The sequence below is a fragment of the Sphingomonas longa genome (assembly GCF_016892685.1).
Lineage (GTDB): Bacteria > Pseudomonadota > Alphaproteobacteria > Sphingomonadales > Sphingomonadaceae > Sphingomonas > Sphingomonas longa.
In genome coordinates, this window is the sequence record NZ_JAFEMC010000005.1 from 229,420 (window position 1) to 255,752 (window position 26,333).

Consider the following 26,333-nt stretch of genomic DNA (forward strand, 5'->3'; position numbering starts at 1 on the left):
CATCCCCGTGGACCGTTCGTGCTGAGCCTGTCGAAGCACCGATGAGGCGCATGCCCTTCGACAGGCTCAGGCGAACGGAGCGGTGGGTTCAACGTCATGTCATCGCGTGCGACCGTCTCAATGCACACGATTGCCACACCGCCATTCGACGTCGACCGGTTCGGCTTGCGCCGACCCGCCGGCCGTGCCGGTGGTGGCGGCGCGGCAAGGCCGCGCTGCCGCCATCGTCAGTACATATGCTGGCCGCCGTTGATGCTCAGCGTCGATCCGGTGACGAAGCCGCCGTCCTCCGAGCACAGGAAGGCCACACCGCGTGCGATTTCGTGTGCCTGGCCCAGGCGACCAACCGGGATTTTGGCGACGATCTTTTCCAGCACCTCGGGCGGAACCGCGGCGACCATGTCGGTGTCGATATAGCCCGGTGCGATCGCGTTGACCGTCACACCGGCGCGCGCGCCTTCCTGCGCCAGCGCCTTGGTGAAGCCGTGGATGCCGGACTTGGCGGCGGCGTAGTTGACCTGACCGTACTGGCCGGCCTGTCCATTGATCGAGCCGATGTTGACGATGCGACCCCATTTGCGGTCGCGCATGCCGGGGAAGACGGCCTTGGCCATGTTGAAGCAACCGCCCAAATTGGTGTCGATCACTTCCTTCCACGCCTGATAGGTCATCTTCAGGATCGTGCCGTCGCGGGTGATGCCGGCATTGTTGACCACCACGTCGACCGGACCGAGATCGGATGCGACCTTCGCGCAACCCTCCTGACAGGCGTCATAGTCGGACACGTCCCACTTGTAGGCAGGGATGCCGGTCCGTTCAGTGAATTCGGCCGCGCGCTGTTCGTTGCCCGCATAGTTCGCGGCGACCGTGAAGCCAGCTTCCTTCAGCGCAAGGCTGATCGCCTCGCCGATGCCGCGCGTTCCGCCCGTGACGATCGCCACTCGTGCCATTCAACCTCTCCCGTTCTGGTTGTACCGACGCTAGGGCAGGCGCACCCAGCCTTCAAGTTCCCGCGAGACGATGTTGCGCAACATTTCGATGCTCACATCCTCGTCGTTCAGGCACGGGAGATAGGCGAAATGGGTGCCGCCCGCCTCTTCGAACGACTCGCGGCCGCGGATCGCCAGTTCCTCCAGCGTCTCCAGACAGTCGGCCGAAAAGCCGGGTGCGACGACCGCGACCTTGCGCGTACCGGCCTTCGCGAGCGCCACCAGCGTCTCGTCGGTCGCCGGCCCCAGCCACTTGGCCGGTCCGAAACGGGACTGGAACGCGATCGTCACCGGCCGACCGAGCGCATCCGCCAGCAGGCGGGCCGTCTTCTGGCAGTGGCAGTGATAGGGGTCGCCCAGCGCCAGCGTCCGCTTCGGCATGCCGTGGAAGCTCGCGATCAGCGTTTCGGGCTCGAAGTCGAGCCGCGCCAGCGACTCCGCGATCGAGGTCTTCAGCGCGCCGATATAGAGAGGATCGTCGTGATAGGGCGGCAGCGTGCGGATCGCCGGTTGCCAGCGCATCGTCGCCAGATGCGCGAACGCCTTGTCGTTGGCGGTCGCAGTCGTCGCCGCGCAATATTGCGGATAGAGCGGCGCGAGCAGGATACGCTCGCACCCGGCATCCTTCATCGCCTGCAACCGCTCGGCGATGGCCGGATTGCCGTACCGCATCGCCCAGTCGACCAGCACGCCCGGCCCGAATGCATCCTTCAGGCGCGCCGCCTGAGCACGCGTGAACGCGGCGAGCGGGGAGCCGTCCTCGCGCCAGACCTGCTGATAGGCGTGCGCAGATTTCTTTGGCCGCGTATTCAGGATGATGCCGCGCAGGATCGGCTGCCACGCGATCGCTGGAATCTCCACGACGCGGCGATCCGACAGGAATTCGCCGAGGTAGCGCTTCACCGACTTGGCGTCCGCCCCGTCGGGCGTCCCGAGGTTCATCAGCAGCACGCCGATGCGCGGCTTCGCGATGGGCGGATGATCGGCGGGCGCGTGGACGGGAGGGTTCATGCTCAGGCTCTTAGCGGCAAGCGGCGGATGCGATAGCCCGTCGCGGCATGCAGCGCGTTGGCGATGGCCGGCGCGACGGGTGGAATGGCGAGTTCGGACACGCCGCCGGGCGCTTCGCCGGAGCGGATCAGCTCCACCGTGATGTCCGGTGTATCGGCCAGTCGCGGCAGCCAGAACCCGTCGAAGCCGCGCGCCGTCGCGAGATTGCGGTCGAAACCGGTCGCCCCGCCCAATGCCTGTGCGAGGCCGACGATCAGCCCGCCCTCGACCTGTTGACGGACGATGTCGGGATTGACCATCCGCCCGCAATCGACCGCCGCCACCAGCCGGTCGACCACCGGGCGGCCGTCGTCCCCCCTATGTGCCTCCGCCATGACGGCGACATAGCTGCCGCGAAACGCGTGCGCGGCGATTCCCTGCCCGCTGCCCTGCACGCCGCCCTCCCACCCGCCGAGGGAGGCGGCGGTCGACAGGCAGCGCGCCAGACGCGGCTCGCCGCCCAGCATCCCGATGCGAAAGGATACCGGTTCGGACCGGCCCGCATGCGCGAGTTCGTCGAGGAAGCATTCGGTGAAGAAGCAGGTCAGCCCATGCGCGCCGCCGCGGAAGTGACCGGTCGGGATGCCGATGTGGGCGGGGTGGTGATCGATGGCGACCACCGGCAGCCGATAGGGTGGCAACGCGCCGCCGACCGCATAGGCGTCCGCCCCGTTCGTCGCCTGTGCGATCCGCGTACCGAGCCCAGGGACGAGACGCCGGGCGAGTTCGACACCGGTCGGGGGCGCGGCGATCTTCGCCTGCCAGCCGAGGATCGCACCGCCCGCGCCGAGCCGCGCCGCCATCCGCGCGACCGCGGGCGGGCGGTATTCGTCGTGCAGCATCGCCTCGCCACGCGACCAGGTCAGGCTGACGGGGCGACCGATCTTCACCGCGAGGACGGCGGCCTGTTCGGCGCATTGCGTATCCAGCCCCTGCCCCACCGACCCGCCGATCTGCATCGGGTGAACTAGCACCGCCTCCTCCGCCAACCCGGCGGCGCGCGCCGCGGCGGCACGGGCGACGCCGGGGGCTTGCGTCGGCAGCCACATCTCCAGCCGGCCATTGTCGTAGTGTGCGGTGGCGGCGGGCGTCTCGATCGCGGCGTGAACGCCTGCTGCGGCACGGTAGGTGGCGGTGAACAGCACCGCGCCCCTGAACACCGCGGACAGGTCTCCGGTCGCGGCCAACCGGTGGCCGTTCCCGTCGAGGGCGGTATCGAGCGCGCGGGCGATCGACGCGTCGTCGATCCGCGGGCCGTGCGTCTCGAACCGGGCGCCGAGCGCCTCCAGCCCCTGGCTTGCGGCCCACCACGTCGTCGCCACGGTGGCAACCCAACGCTGCGTCTCCACCACCGACAGCACCCCGCGCACGCGGTCGGCGGCGGCGCGGTCGACCTTCACCAGCCGGCTGTCGCCCAGCGGTCCCTGACGAATGGCAGCGTGGACCATGTCGGGAAGCCGGATATCCCCCGCGAAGTTGACCGAGCCGTCGACCTTGGCCGGGGCATCGAGCCGGGGCAGGTCCTGCCCCATCAGCTTGCCCGCCCCCTGCACCCCGATCGGCAACGGATCGGGCGGGGTCAGCTTCGCCGCGGCGGCAGCGAGTTCGGCGAAGCGCAGGCGCTGCCGGCCAAGAACGACGAAGCCGGCCGCGGTGCTGCACGCGCGCCAGTCCGCGTCCCAGCGCCGGGCGGCGGCCATGCACAGCAGCGCGCGGGCGGTCGCGGCGGCATCGCGCGCAGGGTCCTCGAAGCGGCGGATCGCGCTGGAGGCGGCGGTGAGCATCGGTGCGGGGTTCGCGGCGGTGACGCCGGTCGGCATCCCCTCCAGCAGGTCGTCCAGCCCCAGCGCGTTGGCGTAGAGCGGGCTGAGCGGTGCGGCCTCCACCGCCACGGTGCGCCAGTCCGCGCCGAGTTCGTCGGCGACGATCTGCGGCAGCGTGGTCCAGATGCCCTGCCCGTGTTCGGCTTGCGGCACGGCAACGGTGATATGGCCGTCCTCGCCGATCTTCAGATACGCACCGAACGGCGTCTCGCCAGCACTGGCGACCAGCGTCGGCGGATAATCGCGCGGCCACAGATTCCACGCGACGATCAGGCCGGTGCCGATGCCGCCGGCGACCAGGAGCTGGCGGCGGTCTATCGGCATGGGGTCGCGGGCGAGGTCATCGGATGGAGTTAGCGGGTTTTCGGGCGCGGCTTAAGTGTTTGCTGCGCCAACTTCACTCCTCCCCTGCAAGGGGAGGTGGCAGGGCGCAGCCCTGACGGAGGGGTGTGCCGCTATCGAGAGGGGTGTCACCCTCCGTCGCTTCGCGCCACCTCCCCTTGCGGGGGAGGAGTGTCACCCCGCCTCCGCCGCCGCGAGGGCGCGGTAGTGGGTTTTGAGGGTGACCTTGTCGATCTTCTCGGTGCCCAGCCGCGGCAGGGGGCCGGCGGCGTACCAGATGCGGGCGGGAATCTTGAACGCCGCGAGGTGCTCGGCGAGGAACTTCGTCAGATCGTCCGGCTCCAGCCCTTCGTCGGCATAGACGACCGCGGCGGGGACTTCGCCGAGACGCGCATCGGGGAGGCCGAACACCGCCGCCTCGTGCACGGCGGGATGGGCGTAGAGCGCCGCCTCGACCTCCTGACAGCTGATATTCTCACCACCGCGGATGATGATGTCCTTCTTGCGGTCGACGATGAACAGGTATCCGTCCTCGTCGAGATAGCCGATGTCGCCCGACCGGAAGAACCCGTCCTGCGTATAGGCCGCCGCGGTCGCCACCGGGTCGCGCCAATATTCGCGGAAATTGGCGATCGAGCGGATTCCGATCTCGCCGCGCTCGCCCTGCGGCAGATGGTGGCCGGCATCGTCGAGGATCGCAAGTTCGACCAAAGGTGGCGAGGCACGACCGGCGGAGGCGGGCTTGGCGACATAGTTCGACCGCCAGTTGCCGGTACCGACGGCGTTGGTTTCGGTCAGGCCGAAGCCGATCAGCGGCGCGGGTCCACCCAGCTCCTCGTCCATGCGGCGGACATGCTCCTCCGGGCGCGGCGCACCACCGGCGGCGAAGTCGGAGACGGTCGACAGGTCGTAGTCCGCACGGTCCGGGTGGTTGAGAATCTCGTAGCTCATCAGCGGCACGCCGACGAAATAGCTGACCTTTTCCTGCTGAATCAGGCGCATCGCCTCGGTCGCGTCCCAGCGCGGCATGATGACCAGCCGGCGGCCGATCGCGAAGCTCTGGAGGAAACAGGGGACTTCCCCCGTGACGTGGAACAGCGGCAGCGTCAGCAGCGTGACATGCTGCGCGGGCGGTGCCTTGCCGTCCTGCGTCGACAGGCCGAGCATGACGACGGCGGAGGCGAGGAAGTTGAAGGTCCCCTGCACCACCGCGCGGTGATCGGACAGCGCGCCCTTCGACCGGCCGGTCGAGCCGGAGGTGAACAGGATCGTCGCGGCGTCGTCCGGCAGCAGATCGGGCAACTCGCCCTCCGCACCCCCGAGCAGCGGCGCGATCGCCTGCGGCAGCGGCAGCGTGTCGTCGAGCACGACGACGGATGTGGTCAGGCCCTGGATCGCGGCGAGGCGCTTGGCGCGCGGCGGATCGGCGAGGATCAGGGCGCAGTCGACGTCGCGGATCGCGACCGCCAGCTCGTCCGCCTGCCACCAGCCGTTGAGCAACGTCGCGACGCCGCCCGCCATGACGATGCCCATGTAGCTGACGATCCACGACGGCGAGTTGCGCGCGGCGATGCCGACCCGGTCGCCCTTGGCGATGCCGCGCCCGGTCAGCGCCTTCGCGACCGATACCGCCGTCTGGAACACCTGCCCGAAGGTCAGCCGCTCCTCGCCCGCGACGATGAAACAGGCGTCGCGGTGCTGTTCGCAGAAATGCGCGAAATAGGCGGCGAGCGTGGGCGGGGCGGCGGCGATCACCGGCAATTGCGTGCCCCAGCGTTCGACCGAGGCCAGCGGCATCATGCCGCCTTCGCCCGTGATCGCCGCGAGCATGCCGTCCATCCGGCCATCCAGCTCCGTCCGCATCGCTCTCTCCACTTGGTCTTGTCGTTTCCGACCTTTATGCAGGCCCGATCCAAGAGGGGGAAGCCTTGATCCTGCCCATTCTCGCCGCGGCCGTCGGCGATCATATCCGTTTCGAATCGTTGGGGCTTCACCCCGATGTCTTCTCGATCGGGTTCTTCACGCTGCGCTGGTACAGCCTGGCCTATATCGCCGGCATCCTGATCGGGTGGTGGTACCTGCTGAAGCTGCTCGCGCAGCCCGGCGCGCCGATGGCGCGGCGGCATGCCGACGATCTCGTCTTCTACGCGACGCTGGGCATCATCCTGGGCGGGCGGATCGGCTACGTGATCTTCTACGCGCCGGAGATGTTCCTGCACCCGCTGCGCATCGTGCGGTTGTGGGATGGCGGCATGTCGTTCCACGGCGGCGTGCTGGGCACGTCGCTGGGGATCATCCTGTTCGCGCGCAAGCACAAGCTCGACTGGCTGCGCATCCACGATTACGTCGCGTGCGTGGTGCCGTTCGGCCTGTTCTTCGGGCGGCTGGCGAACTTCGTGAACGGCGAATTGTGGGGCAAGCCCGCCGACGTGCCGTGGGCGATCATCTTCCCGCACACGGTCCCCTATCCGATGCTCGACCCGGCCCGGCACCCGAGCCAGTTGTACGAGGCCGCGCTGGAGGGCGTGCTGCTGTTCGCGCTGCTCGCCTATGCGTTCTGGCGGACCAGGGCGCGCTATTATCCGGGGCGGCTCGTGGGGCTGTTCCTGGTCGGATACGGCATCGCGCGGTTCACGGTGGAGTTCTTCCGCGAGCCCGACCGGCAACTGGTCGCGTTCGCGGAGGCGACCGGCCTGCACATGGGTCAGTGGCTGTGCGTGCCGATGATCGCGGGCGGCGTGTATCTGGTCATGACATCGACGAAGCGGCGGACGCGGGTCGAGCCGATCGCCGGCGTCGAGAGCGTGGCCTGACGCGTGAGCGAGGACGCCCTGCCCGAACGGCTGGCGCGCGCGATCGCGCTGGCGGGACCGATCCCGGTGTCGCAGTACATGGCCGCCGCCAACGGGCATTATTACGCGACACGCGACCCGCTCGGCACGGACGGCGATTTCGTCACCGCGCCCGAAATCAGCCAGATGTTCGGCGAACTGGTCGGGCTGTGGGGCGCGGACCTGTGGGACCGCGCCGATCGACCCGCCGTGGCGTGGGTCGAGCTGGGACCGGGGCGCGGAACGTTGGCGGTGGATGCGACGCGGGCGATGGCGCGGGCCGGGCTGACGCCGGACGTGCATCTGGTCGAGACCAGTCCGGTGTTGCGGGCGATGCAGGCGGAGCGGCTGCCGAACGCGACCTGGCATGACGCGGTCGAGACGTTGCCGACCGACCGGCCGCTGATCGTCGTCGCCAACGAGTTCTTCGACGCGCTGCCGATCCGGCAACTGGTCAAGGGACCGGATGCGTGGCGCGAGCGGCTGGTCGCGTGTCAGGATATCCTGTTCCTGCCGATCGCGGGCAAGCCGGTGCCGGACGCCGTGATCCCCGAACCGCTGCGCGCGTCGCCGGCGGGGTCGGTGCTGGAGGTGTCGCCCGCAGGCGTAGCGATCATCCGCACCCTGGCGGCGCGGATCGCCAAGCAGGGCGGTGCGCTGCTGGTCGTCGATTACGGGCACGAAGGGCCGGTACTGGGCGAGACGTTGCAGGCGGTGAAGCGGCACGGCTTCGCCAACCCGTATGAGAACCCCGGCGAACACGACCTGACCGCGCATGTCGACTTCACGACGCTGGCCGCCGCCGCGCAGGCGTCGGGAGCGGTCGCTTGGGGACCGGTCGAGCAGGCCGAATGGCTGGTGACGCTGGGTATCGACTCGCGCGCCGCCGCCCTTGCTCGCGCAACGCCCGATCAGGCGGAGCGGATCGCGGCGGACCGGATGCGGCTGGTCGGCGAGATGGGGCGGCTGTTCAAGGTGCTGGCGGTGACCGCGACGAACTGGCCGGTGCCGGCGGCGTTCGACAGAGGATGACATGATCGAATATCGCGATGCCGTGACCGGCGATGCGGCGGCGTTGTCCACGCTGAGCCGACAGAGCTTCACCGACACGTTCGGCCATCTGTACCGTCCGGAAGATCTGGCCGCGTTCCTCGAAACCCTGTCGGAACAGGCCTGGGCAGCACAATTGAGTGATCCCGGTTTCCGCATCCGCATCGCCGAGGACGACGGCGTCGCCGCCGGCTTTGCCAAGCTGGGACCGCCGGCGCTGCCGGTGGAGCGACGCGGACCATCGGCGGAGTTGCGGCAGCTGTATGTGCTGGGGGCGTGGCACGGCACCGGCGTCGCCGCGACGCTGATGGACTGGGCGATCGAAACCTCGCGCGCGGAGGGTGCGCAGGACCTGTACCTGTCGGTGTTCATCGAGAACCACCGGGCGCGACGCTTCTACGAGAAGCGCGGGTTCGAGCGGGTCGGGACCTATACATTCATGGTCGGCGAGCAGGCGGACGAGGACGATCTGATGCGGCTGGCCCTGTGAACGACCGCATGACGGGTGTGGACGTGATCCGGGCGCGGTCGCTGGACGGCGTGGCGCACGGGTTCCTCGGGCGGCGCGGCGGCGTGTCGGCGGGTATCCACGGCGGGCTGAACGTCGGGCTGGGGTCGGAGGACGATCCGGCGGCGGTGGCGGAGAATCGCGCGCGCGCCGTCGCGGCGGTGTTGCCGGGCGCGGCGCTGACCACCTGTTACCAGATCCACTCCGCCGACGCGGTCACCGTCACCGCGCCGCTCGGCGATATCCGGCCGCATGCGGATGCGCTGGTGACGAACCGGCCGGGGCTGCTGCTCGGCATCCTGACCGCGGACTGCGCACCGGTGCTGCTCGCCGACATCGAGGCTGGCGTCGTCGGGGCGGCGCATGCGGGATGGAAGGGCGCGATCGGCGGGGTCACCGACGCGACGATCGCCGCGATGCGCGCGCTGGGCGCGCAGCCGGAGCGGATCGTCGCGGCGATCGGCCCGTGCATCGCCCGGCGCAGCTACGAGGTGGACGACGCCTTCCTGACGCGCTTCGCCGCCGCCGACCGGGCGAACGAGCGCTTCTTTTCGGAGGCGCGGCCGGGGCATTATCGCTTCGACCTGGAGGCGTATGTCGCCCATCGGCTGGCGCAGGCGGGGGTGACGCGGGTCGAGGCGCTGGGGCTGGACACCTATGCCGACGAGGCGCGCTTCTTCTCCTATCGGCGCGCGGCCCACCGCGGCGAGCCCTACTATGGGCGGCAGATCGCCCTTATCGGTTTGTAATTCGGGTTGAACTAGTTTCCCACGATACGGGTTGGCTGATAGCATCCTTCGCAAAGGAGACGGATCGTGCCGAACACCCCTACCCCGCCCTCGACCCCTACCGAAGCCGACCTGACCGGCGTCGAAGCGCGGATCAGCCCCAAGGCCGAGGTCGAGGCGATCGGCGGCCGCAAGCTGAAGCCATCGACGCTGATGATGGGGCATGGCTATGACCCCGCGCTGTCCGAAGGCGCACTGAAGCCGCCGATCTTCCTGACCTCCACCTTCGTCTTCCCCAACGCCGCCGCCGGCAAGCGTCATTTCGAGGGCGTGACCGGCAAGCGGCCGGGCGGTGCCGAGGGGCTGGTCTATTCGCGCTTCAACGGCCCCAACCAGGAAATCCTGGAGGACCGGCTGGGCGTTTGGGAAGAGGCGGAGGACGCGCTGGCGTTTTCCAGCGGCATGTCCGCGATCGCGACGCTGTTTCTGGCCATGACCAAGCCGGGTGACACGATCGTCCATTCCGGGCCGCTGTATGCCGCGACCGAGACGCTGATCGGCCGCATCCTCGGCAAGTTCGGGGTCAAGTGGCTCGACTTCCCGGCAGGCGCGACGCGCGAGGAGATCGACCGCGTGCTGGAGGAGGCCGCGACCGGCAACGTCGCGCTGATCTATCTCGAAAGCCCGGCGAACCCGACCAACGCGCTGGTCGACGTGCAGGCGGTGGCCGCCAGCCGCGATGCGATCTTCGCCGACAAGTCAGAGAAGCCGCCGATCGCGATCGATAATACCTTCCTCGGGCCGCTGTGGCATCAGCCGCTGAAGCACGGCGCGGACATCGTGGTGTATTCTCTCACCAAATATGCCGGCGGCCACAGCGATCTGGTCGCGGGCGGCGTGCTGGGCAAGAAGGAGCAGATCAACACGATCCGCGCGATGCGCAACACGATCGGCACGATCTGCGACCCGAACACCGCCTGGATGCTGCTGCGGTCGCTGGAGACGCTGGAACTGCGGATGAGCCGCGCGGGCGAGAACGCGGCCAAGGTCTGCGCCTTCCTGCGCCAGCATCCGAAGGTCGACAGCATGAGCTATCTCGGCTTCATCGAGGATGCGCGGCAGAAGGATATCTTCGACCGGCATTGCTCGGGTGCGGGATCTACCTTCTCGTTGCTGGTGAAGGGCGGCGAGGCGGAGGCGTTCCGGTTCCTCGACGCGCTCCGGATCGCGAAGCTGGCGGTGTCGCTGGGGGGGACCGAGACGCTGGCGAGCCACCCGGCGGCGATGACGCACCTGTCGGTGCCGGACGCGCGCAAGCAGGCGCTGGGGATCACCGACAACCTCGTCCGCATCTCGATCGGGGTCGAGGACGCGGACGATCTGATCGCCGACTTCGATCAGGCGCTGGCGGCGATCTGATCTGCGCGTCTCCCTTCCCTTGCAGGGGGAGGGAGACGTCCGCGTCACCCCAACAACTGCGGTCGTGTCGTCGCAAGATGCACGATCAACTGCCCGAACAGCCCGTTCGCCCAGGCGAACCAGCTGCGCGTGAAGGTCTTCGGATCGTCCTGATCGAACGATTCGTGCATGAAGCCCGTACCGCCATGCGTCGCCTTCAGCACCGCCAGGCATCGCCGGATCGTCGCATCGTCGGTAGCGGAAAAAGCGCGCATGATGATCGACATGGGCCAGATCTGCCCCTCGCCGACATGCGGCCCGCCGATCCCCTCTCCCGCCTTGCCGCGGAAGAACCACGGGTTCGCGTCGCTCCACGCCGCCGCTGCGGTCGCGCGCCACAGCGGCTCATCGGCGCGGACGCAGCCGAGGAACGCCAGCCCGGACAGCGACGGCACGTTGGCGTCGTCCATGAATGCCGCGTTTCCGAACCCGTCGACCTCGTACGCCCACACCCTGCGCCCGTCGCGCAGCGTCATCGTGCCGTATTCGCGCAGCGCCCGCTCGACCTCGTCCGCCAACGCGCTCGCGTCCGCCGCCAGCCCAGCATCCTGCCGCGCTCCCTGCGCCACCACCGCCAGTTCGCGCAGCGTCGTCACCGCGAACACATTGGACGGGATCAGGAACGGATAGGTGCAGGCGTCGTCGGACGGGCGGAAGCCGGAATGGATCAGCCCGACCTTGCGGGTCGGCGCGCCGTACCCGGCCTGTAGCGTCTCGCTCGGCTGCGGCGCACTGCGCTGGAACCGGTACGGCCCCGGTCCGTCCTTGCGCTGCTGCTCGCGAAACGTGCGGACGATCGCCCGCGCGCTCTGTGCCCAGGTTGCGTCGAAGGGTCGCGGATCGCGCGTCGTCGACCAGTAATCATGCGCCAGCCGCATCGCATAGCAGAGCGAGTCGACCTCCCATTTGCGCTCGCCGACGCCCGGCTTCATGTCGGTCCGGTCCGACTGCGACCATTCCAGATCGCTCTTCGCGGTCGGATCTTCCATGAACGCGTTGGCGTAGGGATCGATCAGGATCGACCGCGCCTGCCGTGCGATCAGGCCGCGGAACAGCTCCTTCAGCTTCGGATCGGTTTTGACGAGGTGCAGATAGGGCCGCACCTGCGCCGCGGAGTCGCGCAGCCACAGGCACGGGATGTCGCCGGTGATGACGAACGCGTCGGGCTTGCCGTCGACGACGACGCCCATCTTCACCGTCGTGTCGAGCGTGTTCGGATAGCAATTCTCGAACATCCAGCGCAGCTCGGGATCGCCGATGCGCCGGCCGACGCGCACGATTTCGCGCTCCACCGCCGGGCTGACGAAGCGGCGGTCCTTCGGTGCCGGGCGCTGGCTCGTCAGCGGCGCGTCGGCCGCCCAGCCCACACGCGGCATCGCGGCCAGCAGCCCGCCCGTCGCCATCACCGCCCGCCGCGTTATCGTCATCGTTACCGCCCTTCGATTGCGAAAGGCTCCATCACCCTTCGCGCCCGAAAAGCCCAGCCCGGTGGAGCGATTCCGTCATTGCGAGCGCCGCGACGGCTTGAGGTCGCCCCCTACCTCACGAACACGGCAGCACCCGGTCCGCGCTCGTCCCCAGCGCGACCCGCGCCAGCGAGAAGGTCATGCGCCCCGTCGTCCGGATCACGAACGGCCGCGTTACGTCGGTCATCGTGCCGAAGCACTTCAACGGAACACCCACCGTCAGCCATTTGCCCACCGGCAGCGTCTTCGGCAGCGCCGCCCCGCCCTTGCACCCACCGCCGCAGTCGGCGACGATCCGCGCGTCGGCGGCGGGGGCGGTGTCGAAGCGGATCGTCGCGACCGTCATCACGTCGCCGTTCGCCTCCCGCGTCAGGTCGCGCGAGCCGGCCGGGCTCAGCGACACTTCCGTCACGCCACCGCCGCGCAGCGCGAACTCGCGGCCACCCTCCTGCACGCGCGCATCGACGGCGCGCACCGTGACGCGTCCGCCAAGCGCCGCCAGCGGCACGCTCGTCACCCGCGTCTGGTCCGCAGCACCGTCGCTGACGTGCAGCGACCAGGCCGCGGACGGGACACCGTCGGCGAAGAACACGCCGCCGTCGTCGACCGCCGCTACCCCGGAGTCCTCGGACACCGGCGTCCACGCGCCCGCTCGCTCACGCCCGGTCATGCCATAGCCGAGCGGGTACAGGACCGGGCCGTCCGCCTTTGCCGACATCGGCCACGGCATCGACAGCCGGCCGGTGAATCCCGCAGAAGACGAGAACAGCCGATCCGCCACGCCCCCGCCCTCGCTGCCCGGCAACCATGCGACGACGAACGCGTCGGCGGTGTTCAGCTCCTCGCCGGTGAACAGCGGTCGGCCGGTCAGCATCACCGCGACCACAGGAATGCCCTGCGCCTTCAGCCGCTTCATCGTCGCGAGGGGTCCGACCTGATCGCTGCGCAACTGCAGCGTCTTCAGGTCGCCCTGAAACTCCGCATAGGGCGTTTCGCCGAATACGACGATCGCAGCATCGGGCCTGGTGGTGAATTTGCCGTCCGGCGCGAGCTGGGCCTTGCCGCCCGCCTTCTTCACCGCGGCGTCGATGCCGCCCCAGATCGACGTCGCACCGGGGAAGTTGGCGTTGGTCAGGCCGGTGCCCTGCCACGTCAGCGTCCACCCGCCCGACTGGCGCGCGATGTCGTCCGCACCGTCGCCCGCGACCAGGATGCTGGCACCCGGCTTCAGCGGCAGCACGCCCTGGTTCTTCAGCAGCACCAGCGACTTGCCGACCGCTTCGCGTGCGATCGCGCGATGCTCCGGCGCGCCGAGCAGCTTATACTGTCCCGACAGTGGCCGCGACGACGGTCTGCCCGCCTCGAACAGCCCCAGCCGCATCTTCACGCGCAAGATGCGCGCGACCGCATCGTCCAGCCGCGCGGCGGGAACGACGCCCGATTTCGCCTGCGCGAGCAGCGAATTGTACAGCGGCTTCCAGCTGTCCGGCGCCATGTACATGTCAACGCCGGCGAGCAGTGCCTGCGGACAACTGGCGTTGGTGCAGCCGGCGACCTGCCCGTGCGCGTTCCAGTCGGTGACGACGAAGCCGCCGAAGCCCATCCGGCCTTTCAGCACGTCGGTGACCAAGCCCTTGTTCCCGGCCATCTTCACGCCCTGCCAGCTCGAGAAGCTGGTCATGACCGTGCCCACGCCGGCGCGGATCACCGGGCCGTAGGGGGCACCGTGGATGTCGCGGAGCTGCGCCTCGGTGATCTTCGCATCGCCCTGATCGCGGCCCTCGAACGTGCCGCCGTCCGCCAGGAAATGCTTGGTGCTGGCGAGCACGTATGGCCCCTTGAGCATCGGCTTGCCGTTCACCGGCCCCTGCAATCCCAGCACCATGCGGTCGGCATAGCGCGCCACCAGCGCCGGGTCGGACGAGTAACCCTCATAGGTGCGCCCCCAGCGTGCGTCCTGCGGCACGGTGATCGTCGGCGCGAAGGTCCACTCCTGCCCGGTGACACGGATTTCCGCCGCGGTCGCCGCCCCGATGCGCTGGATCAGGTCCGGATCGTTCGCCGCGCCCAGCCCGACATTGTGCGGGAACAGCGTCGCGCCGACGATGTTGCTGTGCCCGTGCACCGCATCCGTGCCCCAGATCAGCGGGATGCCGACGCCACCACCGCTACGATCCGTCGACGCGGCGTAGAACGCGTCCGCCAGTTCCAGCCACTTCGGTGCCGGTGCCAGATCGTCGCCATACGGACCGGAATTGCCGCCGTTCAGCACCGAGCCCAAATGATAGCGCTTCACGTCCTCGGGCGTGACGCTGGCGATGTCGGCCTGGATCACCTGCCCGACCTTCTCCTCGACGGTCATCCGGGCGAGCAGGTCGGCGATGCGGCGTTCCGCCGCGGCGTCGGTGCGCACCGGCCAAGCGATCCTGGGCCACGCCTCCGGGTGGACGATGCCGTTCTGCGCCGCCACCAGGCCCGGCGACACGATCGCGGTCGCGCACGCCAGCATTGCAACGATAGGCAACGCGCCTGACCTCATCATCCCCTCCTGTAGCTCTATGGCTCGCGAACGATCCAGCACACCTGTGTCAACGTTGTCAACGTCGGACAGACCGGCGAGCTTCAGGAGCGTGGCGGTGCGGCGGTCGATGCCCGGATCAGCAAGTCGTGGGGATGATCGTGCCGCAGCAGGGGCGGACGATCTTCCAGCTGGGCGATGACCATGTCCGTCGCTTCCCGTGCCATTTCGAAGACCGGCTGGCGAACGGTGGTGAGCGGGGGCCAGCAGATCCGGGAGATTTCGGAATCGTCGAAGCCGACCAGCGTCAGGTCGTCGGGAACCGTCAGCCCCCGCTCGCGCGCCGCGAGCAGTGCTCCGACCGCCATGTCGTCGTTCTGCGCGAGAATGGCCGTTGGCGCTTCGGCCCGCGCCAGCAGGCGTTCGGCCGCGGCATGGCCACTCTCCCGCGTGAAATCGCCCTGCTCGACCAAATCGAGCCGCATCGGCAGTCCCGCTGCGTAGAATGCCTGACTATAGCCCATCGTCCGCGCCTCACTGGCAGCGTGCGACGCATGTCCCTTGATGATGCCGATCGTACGATGACCGAGCTCGATCACATGGGTCGCGATCTCTCGCGCCGCCGTGATGTCGTCGACGATATTGCTCGGTGCCAATTCGATCGCGCGCGACGGCCCGATGCGCGCACACGCGATCCCGGCAGACGCCAGATCGTTCAGGATGCGCAGATCGTCGGCAGCAGGCGGTGCGAGAACGACGCCGTCCAGCCCCGCCGATCGCAGCAATCCCGCGACCTCGCCGCTGCGTTCGATGATCGACGCGATCGGAAACACCACCAGGCGGTAGGGCGTGTCCGCCAGTCGGGTGAGCATGCCGCGCTGAAGTTCGACCACGTAACTCGCCGAAGGATTCTCATAGACGAGCCCGAGCAGCATCGACCGCTGCCGCACCAGGGCACGGGCGAGCATGTTGGGATGGTAATGCAGGCTCGCCGCCGCATCGCGGACACGCTGCTGAACCGCAGGACTGACATGCGGCTCTCCGTTCAGGACACGCGACACCGTCTTGGCGGACACTCCCGCGTGCCGGCCCACATCGATGATCGTTGCCCGTCGGCGCGCCTTTTCCAACACGTGTCCTCGTTAAATGCGGTGGCTGTCGACGATCGGTCGACGGCGGTCAGGGGGTTATCACGGCGTGTCCTGCCGTTGATAACGTACGACAACGGCGCGGGGCTACCGCAGGTGAATAGGAAGGCTGGGTCGAAATTAGTGCCAAGCAGCGGTGCCGCATGGCCAAGTTGAACGATTGCTGCCTCACAATGACAGTTTGCGATCGTCACCGCAAATGTCCGACCAAACCGCGCCCGGCACGGGAATTACGAGCGGCCAAGTCCCGCGCCATTGCCGCCCATGAGGATGTTTGCCGTCGCCGGACCGCCCTAGAAATCACAAAAATACGAGTGCGTTGACCGCGCGCTTCCGAAGGCATATCCATAAGCGAATCATATACGATACGATATGTGATCATAAAGGGGAGTGATATGCGAAAGGGACTGAACCACAGGATCATTGCGTCCGGTGCCGCTCTGGCATTGGCGTTGATGTGGAGCGAAGCCGCACTGGCGCAGGCCGGTGCCCCACAGGCGACCACGCCACCCACACCGGCAGCGGACGAGCAGGCGGAGGAGGATCGCCCCGCCGTCGCGACCCCCGTCGTCAATCCGCAGGACACCGCGGACGGCGGCGGCGCCGACATCATCGTCACCGGCAGCGCCATCCGCGGCGTCGCGCCGATCGGCTCCAACCTCGTCTCGGTCGGGCTGGAAACGATCGAGAAGACAGCACCCGTCAACGCCTCGCAACTCGTCAACACCGTGCCCGCGATCTCGACCGCGGGCTCCGTGTCGCAGGGCGAGAACGGCTTCTCCTACTACGCACCGCAGATCCACAGCCTGGCGGGATCGTCCTCGAACACCACGCTGGTCATCGTCGACGGCTTGCGCCTGCCCGGCGGCGGCACCCAGTTCTCGCAGACCGATCCCAACATCATCCCGATCAGCGCGATCCAGCGTGTCGAGGTGCTCGCGGACGGCGCATCGTCGGTCTACGGATCGGACGCGGTCGCGGGCGTCGTCAACTTCATCACCCGGCGCACTTTCGACGGGCTGGAAGCGAACATCCAGACCAGCTTCGCGGACAATTACCGTGACTTCCAGAGCAACTTCATCTGGGGCAAGACGTGGGAGACGGGCGGCGTCTACGTCGCCGGATCGTACAGCGACCAGTCGAAGCTGCTGAACCGGGATCGCGAATTCGCCAGCCGCGGCGATTACCGCGCGGTCGGCGGCAGCGTGAACCAGAGCTTTCAGTGCAGCCCGGCGACGATCATCGTCCCCGGCGTGTCGGGCGTATTCACCTCTCCCGGCGCCACCACCACGGTCGCCAACACGCCCAGCAACGCGCCGTGCAACAACTCCATCTACGCGACGCTGCTGCCCGCCCAGTTCCGTGCCAATTCGTTCGTGAAGGTCACCAACGACTTCGGCGACCGGCTGACGGTGACCGCGACGATGAACTATAATCGTCAGGAGACGCACGCCCCCAACGGACCAGGCGGGATCAGCAACGCCACGGTGTTCGGTCCGGGATCCGGCCGCGGCGGGCAGATCAATCCGTTCTTCGTCGCCCCCGCCGGCGCGCCGAACGCGACGCAGGAAAGCGTCAGCTTCCTGTTTCCCACCACCGACGGCAATTACGGCGAGACGGAGTCGCAGGCGGACTCGATCTACGCCACCGCCGTCGCCGGCTACAAGCTGACGGAGGACTGGACGATCACGTTCAGCGACGCGTTCGGCTGGAACCGGTCGGCACTGAACACCGTCAACGGCTTCTGCACCTCCTGCGCGCTGCTGGCGCTGAACGGCACCGCGCAGCTCAGCGGCAGCACGACGGCGACCAACATCGCCGGCCAGAACGTCATCGCGCTGAACCTGCCGCTGACCACCGCCAACGCGCTCGACGTGTGGAACGGCCTCGGCACCAATCGCACGCCGGATTCCGTGATCCGGCAGCTGTACCGCGCCAACAGCGAGAACACGAACTACAACACCTTCAACCAGGTGAAGCTGGACCTGCAAGGGTCGCTGTTCGACCTGCCCGGCGGCACGGTGAAGATCGCGGTCGGCGGCGAATATTACTGGCAGGAGCAGACGCAGAAGATCACCGGGTCGAACAACACCGGCCCGACCACCACCGGATCGAACTTCCGCGTCTACAACTACGATCGCGACATCAAGTCGGTGTACGCGGAACTCTACATCCCGGTGATCTCGCCGGAGATGAACATCCCCTTCGCCCACCGGATCGACGTCAGCATTTCCGGCCGGTACGACAGCTACAGCGACGTCGGCGACACCAGCAACCCGAAATTCGCGGCGAACTGGGAACCGTTCGAGGGGTTCAAGCTGCGCGGCAACTATTCGCGCTCGTTCGTGGCGCCGCCGATCGGCGTGATCGGCGATCCGACGCAGGGATACCTCTACGCGTCGGGCAGCGTCGGCGTGAACGGCACGCAGATTTCCGTGCCGATCGCCAACTACCCCGATGTCGCGCAGATCCCGGGGGTGCAGTGCGGCAGCACCACCTGCGTCATCGGCACCTCCGCCATTCAGGGTCTGCGGCGGCAGCTTGGCGGCGGCTTCACCAACGAAGTCCCGCAAAAGGGGCGGAGCTGGTCGGTCGGTGCGGATCTGTCGCCACGTTTCCTGCCGGGCTTCGTCGCGGCGGGTACGTTCTTCCACAATACCTTCATCGGTGGCGTGAGTTCGCCCAGCCCCAGCGCGATCGTCAATTCGGCGGGGCTACGGCCGCTGCTGACGATCTGCCCCACCACCTGCACCGCGGACCAGATCAATAGCTTCGCCAACATCGCGAACGGCGCGTCGATCTCCGGCGCGGTTCCGCCGCAGGTGTATTTCCTGATCGACCAGAGCTCGCGCAATGCCCTGAACCTCGTCGTGGAGGGGATCGACGGCCAGTTCAGCTATCGCACCCCGGCCACCGACATGGGCCGCTTCACGATCGGCAGCGCCTTCACCTACTTCACGAAGTTCAAGCAGAATTTCGGTGGCGGCACGACGTTCAGCATCCTCAACACGTCGGGCTACAACACCACCTTCCCCTCGGTGCAGTTCAAGAACCGTGCGCAACTGGGGTGGGAGTGGAGCGGCTTCTCCGCCGACCTGTTCTGGAACCACACCGGCGGTTATCGCAACTGGATCAGCACCTCGGTCGCGCCGATCACCGTCGATGCGGTGGGCAATCCCACCGGTGGCGGCGACAAGGTCAAGAACAACGACATCTTCGACATCCACCTGCAATATACGTTCGGTGGGGAGAACATGCTGCGCGGCTGGCAGCTGTTCGTCGACATGCAGAACATGTTCGACAAGGACCCGCCCTTCTACAACGGCAACACCAACGGCATTCTGGGCGGGGCATGGGGCTATAACGGCTTCGTGTCGAACCCGATCGGCCGGCTCACGACGCTGGGCCTGCGCATGAAGTTCTGAAGAGCCCCCTCTGCCGCCCCCGCGACCATCCGGTCGCGGGGGCGGTCTTTTTGTATCCGGCTGCTACTGACGTCCGCGCGATTCCAGGCTGTAGCCGTGGAGGCCCGACGGATAGGGATTCACCGCCACGCGCGTGCCCATCTGCCCCTCCGGCCCGCCGAAGCTGGCGCGGTGCCAGCGGCCCTGCTTCGCCGTCAGCACGTCGCCCGGCGACGCCGCCTTGATCAGCGGCTCGCCCTCGATCTGAAGATCGATATTGCCCTCCATCACGAACCAGAACTCGTCATAGCCGACGTGGAAATGGCCGAGGTTGCTGGGCGGTGGCGTCGGTGTCGCCTTGCCGCGGATGTTGTTCACGAACAGGTGCTGTGCCGCGACGAACGCCCCCGCCCGCGCGCCGCCGCCGACCACATCCTTGTAATAGTCGAGGAACGGGCGGTTCTGCGCGTCGTGCGTGCCCGGCCCGCCGGAGATCAGGCGACGCTCGTACTGGAACCCGGCGACGTCCTTCGGCCGGTTCGGCGTGGTGGCAACCGGATGGAGCGGCACGTCGCTGGCGGCATGCACCTCGAACCACAAAGCGGGTTCGTTACCCACCGTCTCCAGCGTGAACGGCACGCGCAGCGGCACGTCGATCTCGAAACCCTTGGTGGCGACGAACGGCTCGACGCCGGCCATATTGACGCGCAACTGCCCGCTCCAGACGATGATCGCAGTGCGGTTGTCGGGATAGGCGAGCTCCGGCGTCCTGCCGCCCGCCGCCTGCTGGTGCCAGTCGGCGACGATATCCTTGTTGCGGATGATCGGCTGCGACCAGTTCGCCTTGCCCTTGTGCATCGCCACCACGTCCGCGAGCTTCCACCACGGCCGGTTCGGCGCGTCATAAGCGGCATAGGGCGTCTTCTTCGGCGTCCACATCTCCACCGGCGGCGGCGGCACGAAGCGGCCGGCCGGCGGCGGTCCAGACGATGCGCCGGGGCCGGGGGCACCGGGGGCTCCCGCCTGCGCCAGCAACGGTGCGGCACAGGCCATGCCCATCGCGAGCGCCGTCGCGCCCGCCAGCAGATAGGTTCGGTCGATCATCATATCCTCATCCTCCACGACGCTCGGACGGCGCCTATCGTTTCCGATAATATAGGATATGATGCAGGCTTGCCGGTCAACCGGATTTGCAACAGACTGGCATCGGTGAGCCGCAACGTCGGCAGGAGAGGATCGCGTATATGATTGTAACTGCCGCTTTCGAAACGGTATCCGCACTTCTCGCCGTGATGTCACCAATAGCCTTGCCAGAACCGCAGGACTGTCGCGCGATCACCGAGCCCTCGAAGCGTCTCGCCTGCTACGACGCACGGAACACGCCGACGGAGCCGGCCGTAGCCCGCCCCCCGGCGGCGGCACAGCGCCGTCCGTCCAGCCCACCCGTCTCCAGCTACGTCCCGCCTGCCGCCAGCATCGTGGCGGATCGCACAGGCCGAATCGTTACCGTCGAGCGTCTGCGCTACGGGCGCTACCGGGTCGCGCTGGACGATGGTCGCGCGTTCCTCACGTCCACCAACACCGCCGCCCCTCCACGCGTCGGCGAAAGCGTCTCGCTGCGCCGTAGTGCGATCGGGACGACCTTTCTGGACATCCGCGGGCGTCAGCCGATCACGGTCCGCCCGACCAAGGCGCGCCAGATGCCATAATATCCTATATGATTCTTGCAAAGGCTTGATATAGTCCCTGCACACGCCGGCACATACCGGCGGCAGACGGGGAGAGTTACGTGGCGCATGCTCGCACAGTCGCGCGATGGCTGGCACTGGTCGGCACCATCGTCGCCGCCGCTCCGGCTGCCGCCCAAGGTTCCCGCACGCTGGCGGAACGTATCGGTCACACCGATCCGGGCAAGTACCGCGAAGCCAGCGGCGTGCATGCCGGCGCGGGATCGATGGCCTTCGCGCCCCTGCTCGGCCCCGACGCACTCAGCACCAATCTCATCTTCGTCCACCGCGGCGTGATCGCCCCGCACAGCGGCATCGGCCAGCATTTCCATAACCAGTGCGAGGAGATGTTCGTCATCCTCGACGGCGATGCCCAGTTCACGATCGACGGGCGCACCGCGACGCTTCCCGGACCCGCCGCGGTACCCGACCGGATGGGTCACGCACACGGCGTCTATAACCCTACCGACCGGCCGATGCAGTGGCTGAACATCAATGTCGGCATGACGAAGCGCTACGATAATTTCGATCTCGGCGATCCGCGTGACACCGCCGCGCTGGATCCCGTGCCGCAGTTCATCAGCCTTCGTCTGGACCGCAGCAAGCTGAAGCCGGTGGAGAGGATGGATGGCGGCACCGGCACGGTCCGGTATCGCCGCACGCTGGAGCCTGCCGTCTTCGCGACGCCGTGGACCTTCGTCGATCACCTGCTGATCCCGCCGGGTGCCTCGGTCGGCACCGCGACCAAGCCCGGCATCAGCGAAGTCTATTATGTCGTGGGCGGCGCCGGCGAGGCGACCGTTGCCGGTCAGACGGCGCCGCTGCGCACCGGCGACGCGCTGCCCGTCGACATCGACCAGCCGCGCGCGATCCGCGCCACCGGCACCGCGCCGCTCGAACTGATGGTCGTGGGTGTCGCGAAAGATCTCGCGGCCAAGGCAGCCTACGCCGCCGCCACCGCTCCACGGCCGCGCTGACACTCGAAGGGGAGAATGCCATGCATCGTCGCAACCTGTTGAAACTCATCGCCGCGGCCGGCTCCGGGCTGGCCATGCCGGCCGTCGTTCGCGCCCAGCGCAGCCGTCGCAAGCCGATCGTCCTCTATTGCGACCTCGCCGTCGATCCGGCGCGCGAGCAGGAGATGCTGGACGCCTTCCACACCCACTTCCTCCCGGCCGCACAGAGTTTCCGCGGGCGTGGGTTCGTCGACCTGAAGATGCTGAAGCTGCGCTCCGTGATCCAGGGCGGCCCCGCGCCGGCGACCGGCATCAACTACCGTTTCCAATTGACCTATGAGAGCGAGGAGCAGCGGCAGGTGTGGATCAAGTCCGACATCCATCAACGCAACTGGCCGCTGATCGAGAACACCGTCCTGAACAAGGATTATCTCGTCCTGCTCACCGACGCCGTCTGACGGGGAGACAAGGATCATGCGCAACACGATCATCGCAGCCCTGCTGGTGGCCGTGGCCGCCCCGGCCGCGGCGCAGGACCTGCGCGTCGAGCGGCTCGACCCGAAGCTCGACGCGCTGATCGCGCCGGGCACCGCGATCGAGCGGGTGGCGACCGGCTTCACCTTCACCGAGGGGCCGATGTGGCACGACGGCCGCCTCTGGTTCTCCGACGTCAACGGCGACAAGATGCGCGCCGTCGACCCGACCGGTAAGGTCGAGGAGCTGATCGCCAATTCGGGCGGCCTGCCCAACCCGCCGGCCGGCAAGAGCATCGGGTCCAACGGCATGGTCACCGACCGTGACGGCACCGTGCTGATGGCGCAGATGGGCGCCCGCCAGATCGCCCGCGTCGGCAGCGACCACCGGCCGGTGGCGTTCCTGACCGATTATCAGGGCAAGCGGCTGAACAGCCCCAACGACCTGGTCTTCGCGCGCGACGGGTCGCTGTGGTTCACCGACCCCCCATTCGGCCTGTTCAACGGCATGGACCGCGATCCCGCCAAACAACTGCCGTACAACGCGGTATTCCGGTACGCGAAGGGCGCGCTGACGCCGGTCATCACCGACCTGAAGCTGCCCAACGGCATCGGCTTCTCGCCGGACGGCAAGACGCTGTACGTCACCGACTATGGCCCTCCCGGCACCATCTATGCGTACAAGGTCGGCGCGAACGGGGCGGTGTCCGATCGCCGCGTGCTGATCGCCTTTCCGGCGAGTGGTGGCGGCGGTGCGGACGGGCTGAAGGTCGATACGCGCGGCAACATCTGGGCGACCGGGCCCGGCGGAATCCGGGTGATCTCGCCGCAGGGCAAGGTGCTGGGGCAGTTGAAGCTGCCGGAGGTCGCCGCCAACCTGGCGTTCGCCGGCGACGGTCGCACGCTCTACATCACCGCGTCGACCAGCGTGTACCGCCTGCGCACCAAGGTTGCCGGGGTGCTGCCGCGATACACGCGGTAGATCAGTCGGGCAGGCGCTCCAGCGCCGTCGCGAAGTGCGCCTGCCGCGTGGCATAGCCCGCGGCGGACGCCTTCAGCCCGGCGATCACCTCCGGCGACAATTCCTTCACCGCGCGCGCGGGCGAGCCGATGATCAGGCTGCCGGCGGGAAAGCTCTTGCCCTCGGTCACCAGTGCGCCCGCGCCGATCAGACAGTCGTCGGCGATCACGGCGTTGTTCAGCACGGTCGCGCCCATCCCCACCAGCACCCGGTCGCCGAGCGTGCAGCCATGCAGGATCGCGTGGTGCCCGACCGTGCAGTCCGCCCCGATCGTCAGCGGCGTGCCGGGATCGGAGTGGAGCATCGCGCCTTCCTGAATATTGGTGCGATCGCCCAGCACGATCGGCGTATTGTCCGCGCGGATCACCGCGCCGAACCAGACGCCCACCTCGTCGCCCAATTGCACATCGCCGATCAGGTCGGCGGACGGCGCGATCCAGCTCGACGCCGGGACCTGCGGTTCCTGCCCGTCGATGCGATAGCGCGGCATCAGTGCGCCGCCGCGCCCGATGCGGCAGGCCCGGCGGCGGCTTTGTCGGTGGCGTAATGCGCGACGAGATAGTCGTTCACGGTCTTCTGCTCCTCCGGCGACAGCTCGGCGCCACGATCGATCATCGACTGGACGATCGCCGGCCATTCTGCCGAAGTCTTGCGCGCCGCAAAGACCTGATTCGTGGTGTGGCAGAATCCGCACCGCTCGTTGACCAGGTCCAGCCCCGGTCCGGCCGGCGGCGGCGCGGCCTGTTGCGGCATCCCCGCCGCCAGCGAGGCGGCCCCGATCATCGCCGCGGCGGCGGTGGTCAGGACCAGGCGATAGGGGCGGGTACGCGACATACGGAACTCCTCAGCGAACGGCATAGGCGACCACCTGATCGCTGGTGGCGGGCTGGAACGCGAAGCCGCCGGTCGCCACGGTCGCCAGCATCTGGCGGCCATCGGCGGCACGGTAGGTCATTGGCGTGCCGTAGTTCGACGCGGGCAGGGTCGCACTCCACAGCAGTGCGCCTGTCCGCGTCTCGAACGCGCGGATCATCGAATCGCGGGTCGCGCCGATGAAGGTCAGGCCGCTGGCGGTGGTGATCGGGCCGCCCGCGCTGATGACGCCGGCGTCCGCGAACAGCGGGTCGTCGTTCTTGCCCAGCACCTTGCGCCACGCGATGTCGCCGGTGTTGACGTTCACCGCGACCAGCTCGCCCCAGGGTGGCTTCTGGCAGGGGTTGCCCGTCTCCGGATCGAGGAAATACGCGTAACCGGCCTTCATTCCCCAGCTTCCGTCCGGCTGCTGCGCCAGTTGCTGCGGGCTGGCGAGGTTGTTGACGTTGATGACGTACAGGCCCTGCTTCGGATCGAAGGCGCCCCCGCCCCAGTCGACTCCGCCCAGGCTGCCGGGGAAGAAGTTGACCGAAGAGTCGGCGCGCAGCGGCTGGAACAACTTGCTGGGCGCGATCTTGAGGTCCGTGACCATCTTCTCGCACGCCGCGCGCAGGGCCGGTGGCCCGGCGACGAGGTCCGCGGCGTCATAGGTCAGGCGGCCGAGCGGCGCCGGCTTCACCGGCATCGGCTGCGTCGGCCAGGGCTGCTCGCCCGCGACATCGGTGTCGGTCGGCACCGGCACCTCGCGCACGTCGTACAGCGGCTTGCCGGTGACGCGGTCGAGGATGAACATCATCGCCGTCTTGTTCATCACCGCAATCGCCGGGATCGTCCTGCCGCCGCGACGCACGTCGATCAGCGTCGCGGTCGGCAGGTCGACGTCCCAGATGTCGTGATGCACCGTCTGGAAATGCCAGAGATACTTGCCCGTCGCCGCCTCCACCGCGACGATCGAGTTGCCGTACAGGTTCGCGCCCTTGCGGTCCCCGCCCCAGCGGTCGAAGGTCGGTGCGCCCACCGGCAGATAGGCGATGCCGCGCTTGTCGTCGACGACGACGAACGTCCAGACGTTGACGCCCGACCGGTTCTTCCAGCTTTCGCCTTCCCACGTCCCGAAATTCGCTTCGCCCGGCTGCGGAATCGTGTGGAACGTCCAGACCAGCTTGCCCGTGCGCGCATCCCAGGCGCGCACGTCGCCCGCCGCGCCCTTGGTGGGCATTTCCTGCACGCGGGATCCGGTGATGATCAGGTCGCGGTAGACGGCGGGCGGACTGCTCAGCCCCAGCGGCGCGCGAGTCCCGTTCATCACCTCCGGCGTCTTCATGTCCACCGCACCGGCCGTACCGAACCCGTCGACCGGCTTGCCCGTCGCGGCATCGAGCGCGAACAGCTTGCCGGTGCGCGATCCGAACACGATCCGCGGACCGACGCCCTTGCCGCCCGGCCAGTAGGCGACACCGCGCGTCGACGGCTGGTCGTTGCCCGGCAACGCGAACACCCACAATTCGCGCCCGGTCGCGGCGTCCAGCGCAACGACCCGGCGATAGGGCGTCGCCAGGTACATCGTCCCCTTCACCACCACCGGCGTGGCTTCGGACGCGGAGAAACCGGTGCGGAACTTGGCCGGCACGCTGTCGGGCATCGGGATGCTCTCGCCCGCGGTGCCGGCGGGGCGCATGTGATAGCTCCACACCTGTCGCAGCTTGCCGACATTGGCGGGCGTGATCTCCGTCAAAGGCGAAAAACGCGCATGACTTTCGTCGCGGCCATAGCTCGACCAATCACCACCGGCCTGCGCCAGCAGCGGCGCGACCGGCAGTGCAGCGATCACGATCGCCGCGACACGCCTGAACCGGCGCGCATCCATCCTCGACAAGCCTACTCTCCCACATCGCTTGGCCGGGCGCGCCTGTTGACGGTCCGCGGCGTTGTCGCCTTACCGGAATGATGCTAGCAAGCTGATCGATC

At 68.0% G+C, this 26,333-nt stretch carries 21 protein-coding genes; 10 read left to right on the forward strand and 11 right to left on the reverse strand.

Annotated features, from left to right (window positions below; translation table 11 throughout):
• Positions 1–227: 227 nt before the first annotated feature.
• The 4 genes from phbB to ILT43_RS16435 all read right to left on the reverse strand — a co-directional run bounded on the left by phbB (position 228) and on the right by ILT43_RS16435 (position 6,067).
• Positions 228–950: an acetoacetyl-CoA reductase gene (gene phbB / locus ILT43_RS16420; protein WP_204200067.1), complete on the reverse strand. Its 723-nt coding sequence runs from the start codon at positions 948–950 to the stop codon at positions 228–230.
• A 30-nt stretch (positions 951–980) separates the two neighbouring features.
• Positions 981–2,000 (reverse strand): ferrochelatase, encoded by a 1,020-nt coding sequence (gene hemH, locus ILT43_RS16425; protein WP_204200068.1) that lies wholly within the window; start codon positions 1,998–2,000, stop codon positions 981–983.
• A gap of 2 nt (positions 2,001–2,002) precedes the next feature.
• Positions 2,003–4,186, reverse strand: a complete 2,184-nt coding sequence (locus tag ILT43_RS16430; protein WP_204200069.1) for a xanthine dehydrogenase family protein molybdopterin-binding subunit — start codon at positions 4,184–4,186, stop codon at positions 2,003–2,005.
• A gap of 192 nt (positions 4,187–4,378) precedes the next feature.
• The gene (locus tag ILT43_RS16435; protein ID WP_204200070.1) at positions 4,379–6,067 is read right to left on the reverse strand and encodes a class I adenylate-forming enzyme family protein; all 1,689 of its coding nucleotides are present in this window, start codon (positions 6,065–6,067) and stop codon (positions 4,379–4,381) included.
• Positions 6,068–6,132: 65 nt separating this feature from the next.
• Here ILT43_RS16435 and lgt point away from each other — a divergent pair, with 65 nt between their 5' ends.
• From lgt to ILT43_RS16460, 5 genes are all read left to right on the forward strand, one after another.
• Positions 6,133–7,017 (forward strand): prolipoprotein diacylglyceryl transferase, encoded by an 885-nt coding sequence (gene lgt / locus ILT43_RS16440; RefSeq protein WP_204200071.1) that lies wholly within the window; start codon positions 6,133–6,135, stop codon positions 7,015–7,017.
• A 78-nt stretch (positions 7,018–7,095) separates the two neighbouring features.
• Complete coding sequence (locus tag ILT43_RS16445; RefSeq protein ID WP_211534577.1) at positions 7,096–8,067, forward strand: class I SAM-dependent methyltransferase; 972 nt, start codon at positions 7,096–7,098, stop codon at positions 8,065–8,067.
• A gap of 1 nt (position 8,068) precedes the next feature.
• A complete protein-coding gene (locus ILT43_RS16450) occupies positions 8,069–8,575 on the forward strand; it encodes a GNAT family N-acetyltransferase (protein ID WP_204200073.1) in 507 nt (168 codons plus the stop codon).
• A gap of 8 nt (positions 8,576–8,583) precedes the next feature.
• Positions 8,584–9,342 carry a peptidoglycan editing factor PgeF gene (pgeF, locus tag ILT43_RS16455; protein ID WP_204200074.1) on the forward strand — a complete coding sequence of 253 codons (759 nt, stop codon included), beginning with the start codon at positions 8,584–8,586 and terminating at the stop codon, positions 9,340–9,342.
• 66 nt (positions 9,343–9,408) lie between these two features.
• A complete protein-coding gene (locus ILT43_RS16460; protein WP_204200075.1) occupies positions 9,409–10,740 on the forward strand; it encodes a cystathionine gamma-synthase family protein in 1,332 nt (443 codons plus the stop codon).
• Between the two features lie 44 nt (positions 10,741–10,784).
• Here ILT43_RS16460 and ILT43_RS16465 read toward each other — a convergent pair whose 3' ends face one another.
• The 3 genes from ILT43_RS16465 to ILT43_RS16475 all read right to left on the reverse strand — a co-directional run bounded on the left by ILT43_RS16465 (position 10,785) and on the right by ILT43_RS16475 (position 15,893).
• Positions 10,785–12,206, reverse strand: a complete 1,422-nt coding sequence (locus ILT43_RS16465) for a glycoside hydrolase family 125 protein (RefSeq protein WP_204200076.1) — start codon at positions 12,204–12,206, stop codon at positions 10,785–10,787.
• Positions 12,207–12,321: 115 nt separating this feature from the next.
• Positions 12,322–14,769 carry a glycoside hydrolase family 3 protein gene (locus tag ILT43_RS16470; RefSeq protein ID WP_204200077.1) on the reverse strand — a complete coding sequence of 816 codons (2,448 nt, stop codon included), beginning with the start codon at positions 14,767–14,769 and terminating at the stop codon, positions 12,322–12,324.
• A 98-nt stretch (positions 14,770–14,867) separates the two neighbouring features.
• Positions 14,868–15,893 carry a LacI family DNA-binding transcriptional regulator gene (locus ILT43_RS16475; protein ID WP_204200078.1) on the reverse strand — a complete coding sequence of 342 codons (1,026 nt, stop codon included), beginning with the start codon at positions 15,891–15,893 and terminating at the stop codon, positions 14,868–14,870.
• 413 nt (positions 15,894–16,306) lie between these two features.
• On the opposite strand from ILT43_RS16475, the gene ILT43_RS16480 reads away from it, so the two are divergent.
• A complete protein-coding gene (locus ILT43_RS16480) occupies positions 16,307–19,336 on the forward strand; it encodes a TonB-dependent receptor domain-containing protein (RefSeq protein ID WP_204200079.1) in 3,030 nt (1,009 codons plus the stop codon).
• Between the two features lie 63 nt (positions 19,337–19,399).
• On the opposite strand, the gene ILT43_RS16485 is transcribed toward ILT43_RS16480, so the two are convergent.
• Positions 19,400–20,422, reverse strand: coding sequence for a cupin domain-containing protein (locus tag ILT43_RS16485; RefSeq protein WP_204200080.1), 1,023 nt, complete (start codon positions 20,420–20,422; stop codon positions 19,400–19,402).
• A 137-nt stretch (positions 20,423–20,559) separates the two neighbouring features.
• Between ILT43_RS16485 and ILT43_RS16490 the strand changes: the two genes are divergently transcribed.
• From ILT43_RS16490 to ILT43_RS16505, 4 genes are all read left to right on the forward strand, one after another.
• On the forward strand, positions 20,560–21,024 hold the full coding sequence (locus ILT43_RS16490; RefSeq protein ID WP_204200081.1) for a hypothetical protein: 465 nt from the start codon (positions 20,560–20,562) through the stop codon (positions 21,022–21,024).
• Positions 21,025–21,104: 80 nt separating this feature from the next.
• A complete protein-coding gene (locus ILT43_RS16495) occupies positions 21,105–22,019 on the forward strand; it encodes a cupin domain-containing protein (protein WP_204200082.1) in 915 nt (304 codons plus the stop codon).
• Between the two features lie 20 nt (positions 22,020–22,039).
• The gene (locus ILT43_RS16500) at positions 22,040–22,456 is read left to right on the forward strand and encodes a 3'-5' exonuclease family protein (protein ID WP_204200083.1); all 417 of its coding nucleotides are present in this window, start codon (positions 22,040–22,042) and stop codon (positions 22,454–22,456) included.
• 16 nt (positions 22,457–22,472) lie between these two features.
• Positions 22,473–23,453, forward strand: a complete 981-nt coding sequence (locus tag ILT43_RS16505; RefSeq protein ID WP_204200084.1) for an SMP-30/gluconolactonase/LRE family protein — start codon at positions 22,473–22,475, stop codon at positions 23,451–23,453.
• A gap of 1 nt (position 23,454) precedes the next feature.
• Here the strand turns inward: ILT43_RS16505 and ILT43_RS16510 are convergent, their stop codons facing one another.
• From ILT43_RS16510 to ILT43_RS16520, 3 genes are read right to left on the reverse strand one after another with little or no spacing between them, the layout of a single operon-like run.
• Complete coding sequence (locus ILT43_RS16510; protein ID WP_204200085.1) at positions 23,455–23,982, reverse strand: gamma carbonic anhydrase family protein; 528 nt, start codon at positions 23,980–23,982, stop codon at positions 23,455–23,457.
• Entirely contained in the window at positions 23,982–24,326 is a 345-nt protein-coding gene (locus tag ILT43_RS16515; protein ID WP_204200086.1) for a hypothetical protein, read from the reverse strand. Before ILT43_RS16515 ends, ILT43_RS16510 begins: the two co-directional genes overlap by 1 nt.
• 10 nt (positions 24,327–24,336) lie before the next feature.
• Positions 24,337–26,232 carry a pyrroloquinoline quinone-dependent dehydrogenase gene (locus ILT43_RS16520; RefSeq protein ID WP_239474960.1) on the reverse strand — a complete coding sequence of 632 codons (1,896 nt, stop codon included), beginning with the start codon at positions 26,230–26,232 and terminating at the stop codon, positions 24,337–24,339.
• Positions 26,233–26,333: the final 101 nt, after the last annotated feature.